General features: G+C 35.6%; 15 protein-coding genes. 7 read left to right on the top strand and 8 right to left on the bottom strand.

The genetic code is table 11. From position 1 onward, the window contains the following. Nucleotides 1-125 precede the first annotated feature (125 nt). A complete protein-coding gene (locus G7050_RS09980) occupies nt 126-461 on the top strand; it encodes a carboxymuconolactone decarboxylase family protein (RefSeq protein ID WP_166114708.1) in 336 nt (111 codons plus the stop codon). A gap of 29 nt (nt 462-490) precedes the next feature. Here G7050_RS09980 and G7050_RS09975 read toward each other — a convergent pair whose 3' ends face one another. Further along, a complete protein-coding gene (locus tag G7050_RS09975) occupies nt 491-1,033 on the bottom strand; it encodes an RNA polymerase sigma factor (RefSeq protein WP_166114705.1) in 543 nt (180 codons plus the stop codon). Nucleotides 1,034-1,267: 234 nt separating this feature from the next. On the opposite strand from G7050_RS09975, the gene G7050_RS09970 reads away from it, so the two are divergent. The 3 genes from G7050_RS09970 (at nt 1,268) to G7050_RS09960 (ending at nt 3,701) form a co-directional block, all read left to right on the top strand. Next, nucleotides 1,268-2,038, top strand: coding sequence for an NYN domain-containing protein (locus tag G7050_RS09970; RefSeq protein WP_166114702.1), 771 nt, complete (start codon nt 1,268-1,270; stop codon nt 2,036-2,038). A gap of 258 nt (nt 2,039-2,296) precedes the next feature. Next, nucleotides 2,297-3,253, top strand: a complete 957-nt coding sequence (locus tag G7050_RS09965; protein WP_166114700.1) for a DUF5106 domain-containing protein — start codon at nt 2,297-2,299, stop codon at nt 3,251-3,253. Nucleotides 3,254-3,455: 202 nt separating this feature from the next. Continuing rightward, nucleotides 3,456-3,701: a hypothetical protein gene (locus tag G7050_RS09960; protein WP_166114699.1), complete on the top strand. Its 246-nt coding sequence runs from the start codon at nt 3,456-3,458 to the stop codon at nt 3,699-3,701. A gap of 172 nt (nt 3,702-3,873) precedes the next feature. Here G7050_RS09960 and G7050_RS09955 read toward each other — a convergent pair whose 3' ends face one another. The 6 genes from G7050_RS09955 to G7050_RS09930 form a co-directional block, all read right to left on the bottom strand. Next, a complete protein-coding gene (locus tag G7050_RS09955) occupies nt 3,874-4,506 on the bottom strand; it encodes a DUF4136 domain-containing protein (RefSeq protein ID WP_166114698.1) in 633 nt (210 codons plus the stop codon). Between the two features lie 384 nt (nt 4,507-4,890). Next, entirely contained in the window at nt 4,891-5,352 is a 462-nt protein-coding gene (locus tag G7050_RS09950; RefSeq protein ID WP_255499303.1) for a VOC family protein, read from the bottom strand. Between the two features lie 7 nt (nt 5,353-5,359). Next, nucleotides 5,360-5,794, bottom strand: a complete 435-nt coding sequence (locus G7050_RS09945) for an SRPBCC family protein (protein WP_166114683.1) — start codon at nt 5,792-5,794, stop codon at nt 5,360-5,362. 150 nt (nt 5,795-5,944) lie between these two features. Beyond that, nucleotides 5,945-6,331 carry a VOC family protein gene (locus G7050_RS09940; protein WP_166114680.1) on the bottom strand — a complete coding sequence of 129 codons (387 nt, stop codon included), beginning with the start codon at nt 6,329-6,331 and terminating at the stop codon, nt 5,945-5,947. Between the two features lie 4 nt (nt 6,332-6,335). Further along, on the bottom strand, nt 6,336-6,788 hold the full coding sequence (locus G7050_RS09935; RefSeq protein WP_166114677.1) for a VOC family protein: 453 nt from the start codon (nt 6,786-6,788) through the stop codon (nt 6,336-6,338). A gap of 158 nt (nt 6,789-6,946) precedes the next feature. Continuing rightward, nucleotides 6,947-7,375: an SRPBCC domain-containing protein gene (locus G7050_RS09930; protein WP_166114674.1), complete on the bottom strand. Its 429-nt coding sequence runs from the start codon at nt 7,373-7,375 to the stop codon at nt 6,947-6,949. Nucleotides 7,376-7,765: 390 nt separating this feature from the next. Between G7050_RS09930 and G7050_RS09925 the strand changes: the two genes are divergently transcribed. From G7050_RS09925 to G7050_RS09915, 3 genes are all read left to right on the top strand, one after another. Continuing rightward, nucleotides 7,766-8,854, top strand: a complete 1,089-nt coding sequence (locus G7050_RS09925) for an efflux RND transporter periplasmic adaptor subunit (RefSeq protein WP_166114671.1) — start codon at nt 7,766-7,768, stop codon at nt 8,852-8,854. A gap of 90 nt (nt 8,855-8,944) precedes the next feature. After that, nucleotides 8,945-12,001: an efflux RND transporter permease subunit gene (locus tag G7050_RS09920; RefSeq protein WP_166114668.1), complete on the top strand. Its 3,057-nt coding sequence runs from the start codon at nt 8,945-8,947 to the stop codon at nt 11,999-12,001. Nucleotides 12,002-12,030: 29 nt separating this feature from the next. Continuing rightward, a complete protein-coding gene (locus tag G7050_RS09915; RefSeq protein WP_166114665.1) occupies nt 12,031-13,347 on the top strand; it encodes a TolC family protein in 1,317 nt (438 codons plus the stop codon). A 22-nt stretch (nt 13,348-13,369) separates the two neighbouring features. Here the strand turns inward: G7050_RS09915 and pdxY are convergent, their stop codons facing one another. Then, the gene (gene pdxY, locus G7050_RS09910) at nt 13,370-14,194 is read right to left on the bottom strand and encodes a pyridoxal kinase (protein WP_166114662.1); all 825 of its coding nucleotides are present in this window, start codon (nt 14,192-14,194) and stop codon (nt 13,370-13,372) included. Nucleotides 14,195-14,364 lie beyond the last annotated feature (170 nt).

Genomic DNA, 14,364 nt, shown 5'->3' with positions numbered 1-14,364 from the left:
TCTATCAAAAAATATAAAGGTGTCTCATTATTGTTACATAGATTATATAATAAGAAAAATATAATGAGGGTGATATAATGAGATTTGAGGTATTAATAACTGAAACCCATAAATGAAAAATTTGTATGAAACATTACACTGAATCCACAGACAAACAGTTTGCTAAAGAAATTATTGAAAGTGCTCCCCAACAAAGCAAGGCGTGGCTAAGCTTCGATAAAGAAGTGCATGACGTCCAAACTAGTATTCCGACTAAATACAAAGAACTAATATCCATCGGAATAGCTTTAACGACACAATGCCCATATTGCATAGAAGTTCACACTTTAAAAGCAAAAGAAATAGGAATAACTCAAGAAGAACTCTCGGAAACAATCATGATTGCAGCTGCATTACGATCGGGTGCAGCAGTCGGATATGGATTATTATCAATGAAATTTTTCAAAGACACTGAAGAGTAAAGGTAAAGCTCAAAAAGGGAACGATCAAGTCATTCTCTTTTTGAGCTTTTCTTTAATTGCTGAATGCATTTATATTTTTGATTATCGGCAGTGTGTCTATTTTTCCAACCCATAATACCCATTAACGTCTCAATGGATTGATTGTAAAAGAACAATGCTCTTAGAACCTGTTGACAATGTTTGGTTATTTTATTAAGCCACGAATCGACCTTTTCAAATAAGTCAACATCTTCTTCTCGATGAACAAGTAACTCTGCATTATGCAAAGTTTCGTCAAGTTGATCTGTCACAACAAATTTATGATCTCTCAGAACCTTCAACCAAATATTTTTTGAAATAGCAAACAGATAAGTCGATAATGACGACGTCAACACAAAATCGGGATGCTCTACCTTCTCAAATAAAACAATAATTGCTTCCTGAAAAACATCTTGTGCATCTTCATCATTACCTCTATTTTGTTTTATATAAGAAGCAATTACAGGAAAATATCTCATATACAATATTTCATAAGCATCCTTATTATTACATTGTAGTTCGTTTATTAAACTTAAATCAGAAAAATTATTCATTATACACCTATTTAATCCAGTTTAATACCATATTAGATAAGATTATCACCCACATTACAATAAAAGAATAGAAGTTGTTCGAATTTTTGCAGATATATTTAAATACTAATTAAACAAACTATGCCCGACAAAGATATAATAGAAAAATAAAATCATAATCATAATATTTTACGATACTTACAATGAATAACCTCAAAGAAATTGTACATTTGAGATTAATAAAAGATTACGTTTATGAGAGAAAGTCAAGACTTAAAATTAGCAGTTCTTATTGATGCCGATAATATACCTTATTCAAATATAAAAGGTATGCTCGATGAAATTGCTAAAATAGGTGTACCTACTATCAAAAGAATATATGGAGACTGGACTAAACCAACTGTCTCGGGATGGAAGCAACCGTTACTGGAACATGCCATAACTCCCATACAACAATACAGTTACACCACTGGAAAGAACGCAACCGACTCAGCCATGATTATTGATGCCATGGATATACTTCACTCCGATAAAGTAGATGGCTTTTGTCTCGTTTCGAGTGATAGCGATTTTACCAGATTAGCTGTGAGATTACGAGAATCGAGTATGCTGGTTATTGGGATCGGCGAGAAAAAAACGCCAAAACCGTTTATTGTAGCTTGCGACAAGTTTATTTATATCGAAATAATCGGAAATTCTGAAGCTGAAACATCCGATACGCAACAAGATTCAGCATCTTCAAATCAGTCTAAATCTGATAAAGATTCTAATATCGAACCTATTAATAAGAAACTGATACAGCTGCTTAAAACTACAGTTCAGGATTTAGCCGATGATGATGGATGGGCTTTTCTTGGGGATATGGGTAATCTGATTATTAAAAAGAGACCCGATTTTGATCCTCGAAATTATGGCTACCCCAAACTTACTCCTATGATAAAGTCGCTGAACAAAGTCTTTGATATAGATGTTAGAGTTGCCGACAAGAAACATATTAAACATATATACGTTAAGATTAAAGAATAATCGGAGTCGGAAATTAATCTATTTGTAGAATCAACAGAAAACTAATATTGCAGATAAAATAATGAAACGCTCTTTCTTGATTTTTTAATTACTTACTGCCTACGTATATTCTTCCTCCACCAAGGAAGATACAAGAAGAGTGTACCGACAATCGGAACCAACACTATCACCTTCTGATAATATAGGGATAGCATTAGCTTATACATTTTAACTCTGTTTTTAATTTTGAGGAATATCTTTAGAGAATAAAGTACAATTATGAAAATATATTATACAATTATCTTTTTCTGTCTGTCCTTTGGAATTTGCCTGTCAGCATGTAGCAATACGGATAAACAAACTCAAGCAACAACTGAGCAAAAAAAAGAACGCAAATTCAGAATGCCTATAGTTCCTGATGAACTGGTTGTTCCACTAGACAGAGCAAATTATCTGGTGAAACACTATTGGGATAATTTTGACTTCACCGATACCGCATATATCCATTTGCCAAGTATTACAGAGCAAGCCATGGCTGATTATATTGAGATCTTGCCTCATGCTGATAAAGATACAGCCTATGCCTCAATAAAAAGCACCTTAATAAAGGCTGAGACAGATAATAAAATGCACAGCTATTTTCTGGATATATATAATAAATACCTTTATGATCCGAATTCTCCTTTACGAAACGAAGAGTTTTACATCCCTGTATTAAATTATATTATAGAGTCCGGCAAAACTAATGAGACGGATAAAGAGCGTGCTGATTTTAAACTGAACATGCTATTGAAAAACAGAATCGGCGATAAAGCAACAGACTTTACATATACTTTAGCCTCTGGGAAAACAGGCAGGCTATATGATATAAAAAGCGAATACACGATTGTTTTATTCTATAATCCCGATTGCCATGCTTGTGCAGAGCTGATTGAAGCAATTAAGGCTTCGAATGTTATTAATGAAGGTCTACAAAACAAATCTCTTTCTATACTTTCATTTTATCCGGATGCTGATTTAGAAATTTGGAAAAAACATATGAATGATATTCCTCCTTTATGGATAAACGGATATGATAAAAATCAAATTGTACAAAACAAAAAGGTTTACGATTTAAAAGCAATACCCACACTTTATTTACTTGATGCCAATAAACAAGTTATATTAAAAGATGTCGATTTTTATGTTCTTCAAAAATGGCTATCCGAAAATAATACTACAATTATTTCTCGTTAATTTCTATTGTACAAAAACGTCGTAATTGTGGTGTCAGACTCATTAGCAATCTTACACGAATCAAAATATGGCTCAATTTAGGGTCATCGGAACTTGTCTATTTTTGTTAAATAATTGTTTATCTGATTATTATTGAGTATATTCACAAAAAACCAGCCTGAGAAGGTTATTTTATTTATTTACTTATAAATATAGTGTGAATATGGAAACTAAAAAAAGAACGCCGCTCAAGGGTAAAGAGGGCGCAATTAATCGTTCTGAACGTGTGAGAGCAAATGACCTTGTAAGTCAAATGTTAGAAGAGCATAAGAAAAGAATGGGCGATGTTGTTTGTGTAGTAGTTGATAGTAGAACATCAATTGAACTTCCTGCCAGTTTAACGCCAGAACAGCGAAACGAGCATGTGAAGAATTATATAAAAAATATGGGTATAAAGCCAATCAAGTAGCTTTAATATAAGACACAAGAAATAGACCTGTTAACCCCCCACCATTTTTCCTCTGGAAAATGGTGGGGGGTTTTTATTATTAATCTTGGTTCTGCATATTAATGGTATAACATAAAAGAAAAAAGCTGCTCTTTAGGAGCAGCTTTTCATATTAATTCAGAACTACAGAAACTTATTTAGACTTTACTGTTGTATTTACAATTGTTGCAGGAGGAAAACTTGCAAACATTTTAGATACGTATTTTGCGATCTTTTCATCAGCATTACGTCCGAAGTTTTTATCAACATCGCGGTTACCTGCGGCATGCCATACCAAAGTATTAGTTCTTGCATCAATCAAGTCAACCAATAACGATCCTTTATGATAAATATCTACATTGTGCTGAGTGCGGGCTACACTTGATCCGGTCATCATCATAGGACCACCCCACATATAAGGACGATGGAAACCACCCATTCCCATTCCGCCCATACCCATTCCCATACCCATACCGGTAGTCATGGTAGTACTGGAATGTGACTCTCTTGATTCAACAAAAGCAAGGCTATTTACCCATAGATCAGGAGTTGCAGATTCGGTTAAACCACGTTCGATAAGTGCGGCTTTTATAGCTTCATAGATACGATTTCTATTTAGTTGGCTAATAGTTTGAGCTTCGGCATCCAACTTATAAATTCCAAATGTTTTATACTTCGAAAAGTCAACGCTACGATCATAGTCTGTCGACACTGTCAATGATGACTTACACGAAGCAAACATCAATGCGCTAAATAATACTAGCGAAAAAAGTCTTAAAGTTCTCATAATTTTATAATTTAATTTCGATATGTCCAATGCTAAATAAAGTTTTCGTATTATGTTAACAAGAAATAGCTCTATATTGTTTTATAATTTTCACTTTTCGAGTTAACTAAGCCAAATCGCTCATTTCATATCACACTTTATAACATTATTTATGAAAACAATGTTCACTGGATTTTAAGCAATTAAAAAGATTACGAAAAAGCTCCGAAAGAAGTCTTCGAACCTAAGATGTTCTCATTTTACAAAGCAACAATAGATAGAAAAAACTCTATTCATATAAAAAAATAAGAGCTTATAGTGTGTTTAACTTTAAGCTCCTACTCTTTACTCAAAAATATATGTAATAATATAATTTACTTATAGATAAAACAGTATTAAATCGGCTTAGGCATTTTGTATCTTTTCGAGATCAAGTTTTCTCATCTCCATAAATACACTCATTATTTTTTCGGCTTTAACCGGATCTTTCATTAATTCAGAAAGCATAGATGGTACTATTTGCCACGAAAGTCCGTATTTATCCTTAAGCCATCCGCAATAGCTTTCTTCTCCCCCATCACCGGTAAGTTTGTCCCAGTAATAGTCTATTTCTTGTTGACTATCACAAAATACCTGTAACGATATTGACTCATTGAATTGAAAAACAGGACCTCCGTTTAATGCTGTAAGAGACTGCCCGTTTATCTCAAATTCGATGGTCAATACTGTCCCTTCTTTCTGATGATGGATATCAAATCCTTCTTTGCCATAATAACTCACTCCTTCAACTTTTGAATCTCTAAAAATCGAAGTATAGAATTTTACAGCTTCTTCGGCTTGATTATCAAACCAAAGACATGGTCTAATTTTTTTTTCATCTTTTCGGCAATTGATGCTCTACATATTTTTGAAAATTATCCAGAATAGCTTGCCAACCTTGTCGTTGCATTTCTATGGAATTAATATCTTCGGCTTCGAAAGATTCTATAACTTGAACTTTGTTATCTACCTCTATAAAAGTTATTTTAGTCTTCCGACCATCTTCAAGCGTATAATTTATCTCTTGTTTATCAATTATATCACTATAAACACCTCCAAAGTCGAACCCCATAGAAGCATCTTTAGCTTCCATCCTATAACTAAATTTACCCCCTTTTCTCAAATCATTACTAGCTTCAGGCGTATGCCAGTCATCGGATGCATTATTCCATTTAATTATATCAGCGGGGGTAGTCCAGCATTTCCAAACAGTATCTATAGATGCATCAACAAGCACTTGTACAGTGACTATGTCTCTATGTTTTGCCATTCTGAAATCATTTTAAGTATTAAATAGAAAGAATTCTAGAAGTTATTAATCATAATTATCGAAACATTTTACCGATTGTGTATCAGGGCGTATTGTATACGCCCCGACCTGACTAAGATATTCGAATAAATTCTTCCTTTTAATTAATTATTATTTAAGGGAATGTATGCCTATACAATTTTCTTCAGTATCCAGAACTAGTGAGATAAAGCCATATTCGCCAATCGAAAATTTGGGTTTCAGAATTTTTCCTCCGGCAACCTCTACCTTCTTTTGTTCAATTTCACAATCGTAAGAAGAAAAATATACTATTGTACTATTTCCGCCGGGTTCCATACCCTCCATCTTTACCAATGCTCCGGAAGCGTTGGGGGCATCTTCATCCATTTCGAAAACAACCATCTTTATATCCGAATCATCAGGAGCTGGTATCTCATACAGTTCACGATCAAACACATTTTCGTAAAACTTTTTTGCACGTTCCAAATCACTAACATAAATTTCGAACCAGCCTACAGGATTTGCTATCTTTTTCATATGGTTACTTTTTATCAGTATTCTGTTCTACATTAATCATCCAGTTTATTCCAAACCGATCAGTAAACATTCCAAAATAAGCATTCCAGAAAGTATCGCCCATAGGCACACCTACAGTACCTCCTTTCGATAGTGCTCCAAATACTCTATCGGCTTCTTCTTTTGTTTCAATTTGAAGGGATAAAGAAATATTATTCCCGATAACCAGATCAGGGCCTCCACAGCTCCCCTCCATATTATCACTTCCAAAAAGCATAAAATCATTATTTATAGGCAAAGCCACATGCATAATTCTATTAGAATATTCCGGAGATATTGCAGGTTGTCCTTCCAATGGAGGCATATCCGCAAAACGACCTATATAAGTAAATTCTTTTCCGAATACAGATTTATAAAAATTGAATGCCTCTTCACAATTACCCTCAAAAGTCAGGTATGGTTGAATTGCTGTTGCCATAATTTTTCAAGTTTAATAGATAACTAATTAAGTAAATAAATAAAATATTGATTAATAATCTGCCTCAATTTGTCCCAGCAGATCCAGATGTTCATAATTGTTAGAGAAATAAACGGATAAGTTCACCTCGACAACAAAATATAAAGGACTCTAAGTCCTTATCCTTCAAGAAAATTTCTTAACCATTTTTCTAATATTTCGTTCCAGCCTTTAATATAATTCTCTTTTGTGAATCCATCTCCTGCATCGGAGAAATTTTCGACTCCTTCGTGAATCAGTGTCACCTTTGTACCTTTGCCTACAGGTTCTAATACCCAGGTTAAAACGGATCGACCTTTACTATGTCCCGGATGTGTCCACGTATGTCGAAGTTTTTTATTGGGAATAACTTCCAATATTTCAAAATGATGGTGATATAAATTTCCACCATCTTCCACGTCAAAATCAAAAGTCTTTCCTTCTTCGGCAATAAAACCTTTGATATCGAAGTACCACTCTTCCATTTTCTCCTTATCCGTTAGAGCCTCCCATACTTTTGACACAGGAGCTGTATAGATTTGTTCTATTATAATCGGTAAATTATCCATAATCCTAAATTTATTTATTTTAAAAATATTTTTTTCAATCAGTTGAGATTTACGCATCAAAGCGTCTCTCTGCTTTATCAAGTATAACAAATACAAGCTTTTACAGTTTATAAAAACATTATTAAATACTCCTCATTATTTATATAACATATATAGAGATATAAAAGTATAATGGGAAATGACTTTTTTTAGTTATAATTTTTTATTATCTGATTAAACCTTTTCACTTTAAACTTGTCTAACATTATGCATTAGTTATATGTATATTCGTAACTAATTAAACAACAGAAAGTATTTAATGTCACATTTTAAGGCTATAACTACCATTTTTCGGTATACTTAGATGGACAACAAATAGGTCCGAGACCTTATATTTCAGAACATCACCCCATGAATAAAAAAGCTAAAATAGCACTCATTATCGTAATCGTTTTGATAATTGCCGGTATGGCTTTTTATCCCAGTATCAAAAATATACTACCTCTCAAAGAAAAAAATTCTCAGGAACAAAGAGGTAATACAAGTGGCAGAGGACAGGGTTCCCTCAATGTAAATGCCATGGTACTTAAATTTCAAAATCTGGATGATGTTTTCAAAACAAAAGGTGTATTAATTCCTGATGAAGAAGTCGATTTATCTTTTGAAACCTCCGGAAAAATTACCGCTATTTATTTCAAGGAAGGAAGTGCTGTCAAAAAAGGCGATTTGCTTGCCAAAGTAAACGACACTCCATTACAGGCTGAGCTCAAAAAACTCGAAGCTCAAAAACCTCTTGCCGAAGATCGTGTTTTTCGTCAAAAATCATTATTGGCAAAAGATGCTGTCAGCCAGGAAGCATACGAATCGGTAAATACCGAGCTGGATAAATTAAATGCTGATATTGAATTAGTCAAAGCAAAAATTGCTCAGACTGAATTAAGAGCTCCTTTTACCGGTATTATCGGACTTCGCTTCGTGAGTGAAGGTGCTTACGCTACTTCAGCTACCATTATTTCGAAATTGACCAAAATAACTCCTCTTAAAATTGAGTTTTCGGTTAATGAACGACAAGCCAACGATATAAAACCGGGAACTGTTCTTTTCTTCACATTAGATAATGATTTAAATAAATATCAAGCCTCAGTATATGCCATCGAATCTAACCTCGACAAGCAAACCTTGACTTTAAAAGCCCGTGCTATTTATCAGAATGCAGGCGGAAAACTAAAACCCGGTCATTCTGCTAATATCGAAATAAAATTACAAGAGATAAAAAATACGCTGGTCATACCCAGCATTTCTACTGTTGCCGAAATGGGACGTGATATCGCTTACATTTACAAAGACGGGAAAGCTCATCAGGTAGAGATAAAAAAAGGTATGCGAACAGCCTCTTCGATACAAATACTTGACGGACTCGCTTTAGGAGATACTTTATTAACAAGTGGTGTAATGCAATTACGAGATGGTATGCCGATTACTCTTGACAATATAAATTAAGGTCGCCGAACTTTTTTTATTATTCCAATCAAGCATAACAATAACTGTCACAACATTGAAAAACGTTCTATTACTTAAGTTTATCAACTTATGACTATTTCAGAATTAAGTATACGACGCCCTGTGCTATCCACCGTATTTGTACTGATTATATTCCTTTTAGGTATGATTGGTTATACTTACCTTGGAGTTCGGGAATATCCCAATATAGACAACCCTATTATCACGGTTAGTGTATCTTATCCGGGGGCAAATGCCGAAATCATAGAAAGCCAGATAACCGAACCATTGGAGCAAAACATCAATGGTATTCCCGGTATCCGTTCACTAGTAAGTAGCAGTAGCCAAGGCTCTAGCAACATTACTGTTGAATTTGAGTTGAGTGTAGACCTTGAAACGGCCGCCAATGATGTGCGCGACAAAGTATCAAGAGCACAAAGATATTTACCTCGCGACTGTGACCCTCCGACTGTATCGAAAGCTGATGCTGATGCAAATCCGATTATCCAGATTACTGTTCAAAGTGCCAAACGGTCATTATTGGAACTGAGCGAAATTGCCGAACTTACCATAAAAGAACGTTTACAAACTATACCGAATGTGAGTGCTGTCGAAATATGGGGACAACATCGTTACTCGATGCGTTTATGGCTCGACCCTGTAAAAATGGCTGCCTATGGTATTACTCCTATGGATGTAAAGAGTGCCATTGACAAAGAAAATGTAGAACTACCATCGGGAAGTATAGAGGGCGACAAGATAGAACTCTCTATCCGTACACTTGGATTGATGGAGACTCCCGAAGAGTTCAACAGTCTGGTTGTAAAAGAAGATAACTACAATGTTGTTCGTTTTGGGAATATCGGAAATGCCGAATTGGGAACCGAAAACCCAAGGAATATTATGAAAAAGAACGGCATCCCAATGGTGAGTGTCGTTATAATCCCTCAGCCCGGAGCCAATCAAATCGAGATCTCGGATGAAACAATGATCCGGTTGGAACAAATGCAAAAAGATTTACCCAATGATGTACAATTAGGCATTGCTTTTGATAATACCAAGTTTATTCGAACTTCTATTTTTGAAGTGGAAGAAACTATTTACATAGCATTCCTGCTCGTAGTACTTATTATATTTCTTTTCCTACGCGATTGGCGTGTTACGCTAGTGCCTTGTGTGGTGATTCCTATTTCATTGATTGGTGCTTTCTTCGTTATGTACGTTGCCGGATATTCTATCAATGTACTATCAATGTTGGCCGTTGTTTTGGCTGTAGGACTTGTTGTAGACGATGCCATTGTAGTCACGGAGAATATCTATTTGAAGATTGAAGAGGGAATGTCTCCCTTAGAGGCAGGGATAGAAGGTTCAAAAGAAATACTTTTTGCTGTAATCTCAACCACCATAACTTTAGTTGCCGTATTCTTCCCTATCGTATTTCTCGAAGGTATGACAGGACGTTTATTCCGTGAATTCAGTATGGTTATAGCCGGTTCGGTTCTTATATCTTCGTTCGTAGCATTAACCTTCACACCTATGCTGGCAACCAAGCTTCTAAAAAGAAACGATAAACCCGGATGGTTTTACCGAGTTACCGACCCTTTTTTCAAAGGATTGAATTCAGTATACAGTAAAGGACTACATTACTTTCTTACACACAGATTACTTGTATGGCCTATTATAATAGTGACATTTATCGGAATCGTCTTTCTTGCTAAAAATATACCATCGGAGATGGCTCCTTTGGAAGATCGGTCGCAAATATCGATACGGGTAAGTGGTCCTGAAGGTGCAACCTATGAATTTTACAGAGATTATATCGAAAAAGTATCTCAAACCGTAGATTCCATAGCACCCGAAAGACTTTCGAATATAATGCGGGTTAGAAGCGGCGGCGGAAATATAACAGTTGTATTGCCTGATATAAAAGATCGGGAGAGAAGTCAAATGCAGATAGCCGACGCTCTTTCGCCTGTACTTCGTAAAGAGACAGAGGCCAGAGCCTTTGTGCAGCAACAATCGACTTTTGGAGGCAGGCGTACCAGTATGCCTATTCAATATGTTTTGCAAGCGCCTAATATTGCAAAACTGGAAGAGTTCATTCCCCAATTTATGCAAAAGGTAAACGAGAGTCCTTTATTCCAGATGGCTGACGTAAACCTCAAATTTACAAAACCCGAAACCCGTATTAAGATAGACCGTGATAAGGCTGCCTTACTAGGCGTAAGTACACGAGATATCGGACAAACACTACAATATGCTTTGAGTGGTCAGCGTATGGGCTACTTCTATATGAATGGTAAGCAGTATCAGATACTAGGCGAAATAAACCGCCAACAGCGTAACACTCCATTGGATCTAAAATCTATCTACCTCAAGAATCTAAACGGGGATATGATTCAATTGGATAATCTTGTTGAGCTGGAAGAAAGTGTAGCTCCACCACAACTATATCGTTACAATCGTTTTAACTCAGCTACCGTATCTGCGGGACTGGCTCCGGGAGTTACCATCGGCGAAGGTTTGAATGAAATGGATCGTATCGCAAAGACAACTTTAGATGAGAGTTTTCGTACAGCGTTGGCAGGAGACTCCAAAGATTTCAGGGAAAGCTCATCGAGTTTGATGTTTGCCTTTCTATTGGCTATTGTACTTATTTTCTTAATATTGGCAGCACAGTTCGAAAGCTTCAAAGATCCTTTGGTTATTATGCTTACCGTCCCACTAGCTATTGCGGGTGCATTACTATTTATGTACATCTGGGGAATAACAATGAATATATTCAGCCAAATAGGTATTATTATGCTTATCGGGTTGGTAGCTAAAAATGGTATTCTTATAGTTGAATTTGCTAATCAGCGTCAGGAAACAGGCATGAGCAGACTTGAAGCTATTCAAGGGGCATCGGTACAACGCCTCCGTCCTATCTTAATGACCAGTTTTGCAACTATACTGGGTCTATTACCACTAGTGTTGGCTACTGCCGAAGGTTCGAACGGACGGATTGCCATGGGTATTGCCGTAATCGGAGGGATGACTATATCCACATTTCTCACAGTATTTATTGTACCGGTAATGTATTTGTATATATCTACCGACAGAGAAAAAAAGGCTCAAAAGAAAGAACAAAAGGAACAGAAATCGTAAGATCTCGATAAAATTCAATTTGCAATATCATGAAGAAACATCATATTATTATATTTTTACTGACACTTCCTTATTTTATTTCAGCACAAGATAGGGTTGATCTGAAACGCTGTATCGAAATTGGACTAGAGCGTAATTATGAAATAAGAATAACCAGAAATGATGAACAGGTAGCCGACAATAATCGGACTATCGGTAATGCGGGATATTTGCCATATTTGAATTTGAACAGCGGATATTCGGGAACAATCAATAATACCGAGCAACGTTTAACATCGGGTGATATAACCAAAAACAACGGAGTACATAATCAGGCATTAAATGCGGGAATTAATCTGGATTGGACTGTTTTTGACGGATTCAACATTCAGGCCAATTACGGTCGTCTAAAAGAACTTCAACAGATCGGAGAACTGAATACACGTCTTGCAATTGAGAATTTCGTACTGAATATATCTAATGAGTATTATAACTATATCCAGCAGAAAATAAGATTAGATAACCTTAGGTATGCGGTTAAATTATCCAGAGAAAGATTAAGGATAGTAGAAGCTCGTTATAGTATTGGTGCAGGGTCTCGTCTCGAATTACAACAAGCGAAGGTAGACTTCAATGCTGATAGTTCTATGCTTATCAAACAAAATGAGGTTATATTTACTTCACGCGTCCAGATCAATCAATTAATGGCGATGGATAATGTAGAAGAACCGCTATACATAACAGATTCAATCATCGAATTTAATTCGCTACTAAACAGGGATGATATCTGGCAAAACCTCCAAGTTTCGAATGTGTTCCTTCAATTATATAAAAGAGACAAAAATATCAGCGTCCTCGACCTGAAAGCTATTCAAAGTCAATACTTCCCTTATTTGAAAGTAAATGCAGGGTATGGGTTTACTCAAAATATGTATGAAATAGGCTCTGTTGATCGTCAAAAAAATATGGGATTCAACTATGGTCTTACCCTAGGGTTTAATATTTTTGATGGTTTTAACCGGGAACGAAAACGGAAAAATGCGAAAATAGAGGTTCAAACGAAAGAACTTCAATATCAACAAGTAGAATTGTCTCTGAGAACAGATTTGTCGAAAATGTGGATGGCTTATCAGAACAATATGGAATTAACGAATCTCGAAAAAGAGAATCTTCAAACAGCTCATGACAATTATGAGATTGCTCTTGAGCGGTATAAGTTAGGCGATCTTTCAGGAATCGAATTACGGGAAGCTCAAAACAGCTTGCTAGAAGCCGAAGATCGACTTGTTCAGGCTCAATACAATACGAAACTTTGTGAAATATCGCTGATCCAAATCAGTGGAAATATATTATCATACATATATTAAGATCATAAAGCTTTTTATGGTATTACTCTCTTATATATCTTAGTAAACATTCGGCATTCATTTCATCGAGACCTCTTCGAGTGATGTAAGCCAGCACCTCACTTATTGTTGATGAAGCTTTTGTTGCAGCCGACACCAGATCTTTACCTTTAGTTAATTGAGAAGCAAAGATTGCAGTAAAAAGGTCTCCCGTTCCTACCGCATCAATATCTATATTTTGAGAGTAAATTCGTTCCGTATCTTCTCCTCGTATAATAATTGTTTCGATCTGTCCCTCGGGAGTATCTTCCAGATAGCAGCCTGTGGCAACAATAGTCTTTTTACTCAATATTGGGTTTGATTTTACTAAATCAATTATTCCAGCAATCGTATTAACCTTATGTTTAAGGATATATTCGAGCTCAAACTGATTAGGTGTCAGTATATCACAATAAGGTATTAAAGTAGAAATCAACTGTCCGGCTACCGCATCAGGCACATAAAGACCTGTACTGATATCACCCATCACAGGATCGCAGATATATAATTTATGAGGGAATGTTTTCTTTATACGTTGTATAAATTCAGACGACGAAAGTAAAATTTCTTCTGAGCCAATATAGCCTGTAACCACACAGGAAGTAGTATCCAGAACATCAATAGCTTCGATTCCGGCGATCAGATCATCAAATAAATCTTTCGAAACAGCTTTTCCATGAATGGGTCTGTGTCCCGTATGTGCAGATAAATAAACTGTCGGAAAAGAAATTACATCCAACCCATGCAATTGTATAGCCAGTTCTGCAATATTATTTCCCACATATCCATATACTACTTTACTTTGAATTGACAGTATCTTATCTTTCATCTTTTAATCTATCTGGTTCCATTAAGTTAGCAGAACTATTTATTGCTTTGGCAAGCAAAACAGCGATAGGTTGTTCTGCTTTTGAAATGTGCCATTAAATATTTTCTTTTACTTATATACTATAAATGTACAAAAAAAGAATTAAGTTGCCTCTCATTCTAATTGAAAAT

Origin of the sequence: Dysgonomonas sp. HDW5A, from assembly GCF_011299555.1 — a bacterium.
Taxonomy (GTDB): domain Bacteria; phylum Bacteroidota; class Bacteroidia; order Bacteroidales; family Dysgonomonadaceae; genus Dysgonomonas_A.
The sequence above is the reverse complement of the archived record's forward strand: the minus strand, read 5'-3'. Positions and strand labels throughout refer to the sequence as shown.

Excerpts from the sequence above, each read along its gene's own strand:
- G7050_RS09980 (WP_166114708.1), top strand. The coding sequence starts at position 126 with ATGAAACATTACACTGAATCCACAGACAAACAGTTTGCTAAAGAAATT.
- G7050_RS09975 (WP_166114705.1), bottom strand. The coding sequence starts at position 1,033 with ATGAATAATTTTTCTGATTTAAGTTTAATAAACGAACTACAATGTAAT.
- G7050_RS09970 (WP_166114702.1), top strand. The coding sequence starts at position 1,268 with ATGAGAGAAAGTCAAGACTTAAAATTAGCAGTTCTTATTGATGCCGAT.
- G7050_RS09965 (WP_166114700.1), top strand. The coding sequence starts at position 2,297 with ATGAAAATATATTATACAATTATCTTTTTCTGTCTGTCCTTTGGAATT.
- G7050_RS09960 (WP_166114699.1), top strand. The coding sequence starts at position 3,456 with ATGGAAACTAAAAAAAGAACGCCGCTCAAGGGTAAAGAGGGCGCAATT.
- G7050_RS09955 (WP_166114698.1), bottom strand. The coding sequence starts at position 4,506 with ATGAGAACTTTAAGACTTTTTTCGCTAGTATTATTTAGCGCATTGATG.
- G7050_RS09945 (WP_166114683.1), bottom strand. The coding sequence starts at position 5,794 with ATGGCAAAACATAGAGACATAGTCACTGTACAAGTGCTTGTTGATGCA.
- G7050_RS09940 (WP_166114680.1), bottom strand. The coding sequence starts at position 6,331 with ATGAAAAAGATAGCAAATCCTGTAGGCTGGTTCGAAATTTATGTTAGT.
- G7050_RS09935 (WP_166114677.1), bottom strand. The coding sequence starts at position 6,788 with ATGGCAACAGCAATTCAACCATACCTGACTTTTGAGGGTAATTGTGAA.
- G7050_RS09930 (WP_166114674.1), bottom strand. The coding sequence starts at position 7,375 with ATGGATAATTTACCGATTATAATAGAACAAATCTATACAGCTCCTGTG.
- G7050_RS09925 (WP_166114671.1), top strand. The coding sequence starts at position 7,766 with ATGAATAAAAAAGCTAAAATAGCACTCATTATCGTAATCGTTTTGATA.
- G7050_RS09920 (WP_166114668.1), top strand. The coding sequence starts at position 8,945 with ATGACTATTTCAGAATTAAGTATACGACGCCCTGTGCTATCCACCGTA.
- G7050_RS09915 (WP_166114665.1), top strand. The coding sequence starts at position 12,031 with ATGAAGAAACATCATATTATTATATTTTTACTGACACTTCCTTATTTT.
- pdxY (WP_166114662.1), bottom strand. The coding sequence starts at position 14,194 with ATGAAAGATAAGATACTGTCAATTCAAAGTAAAGTAGTATATGGATAT.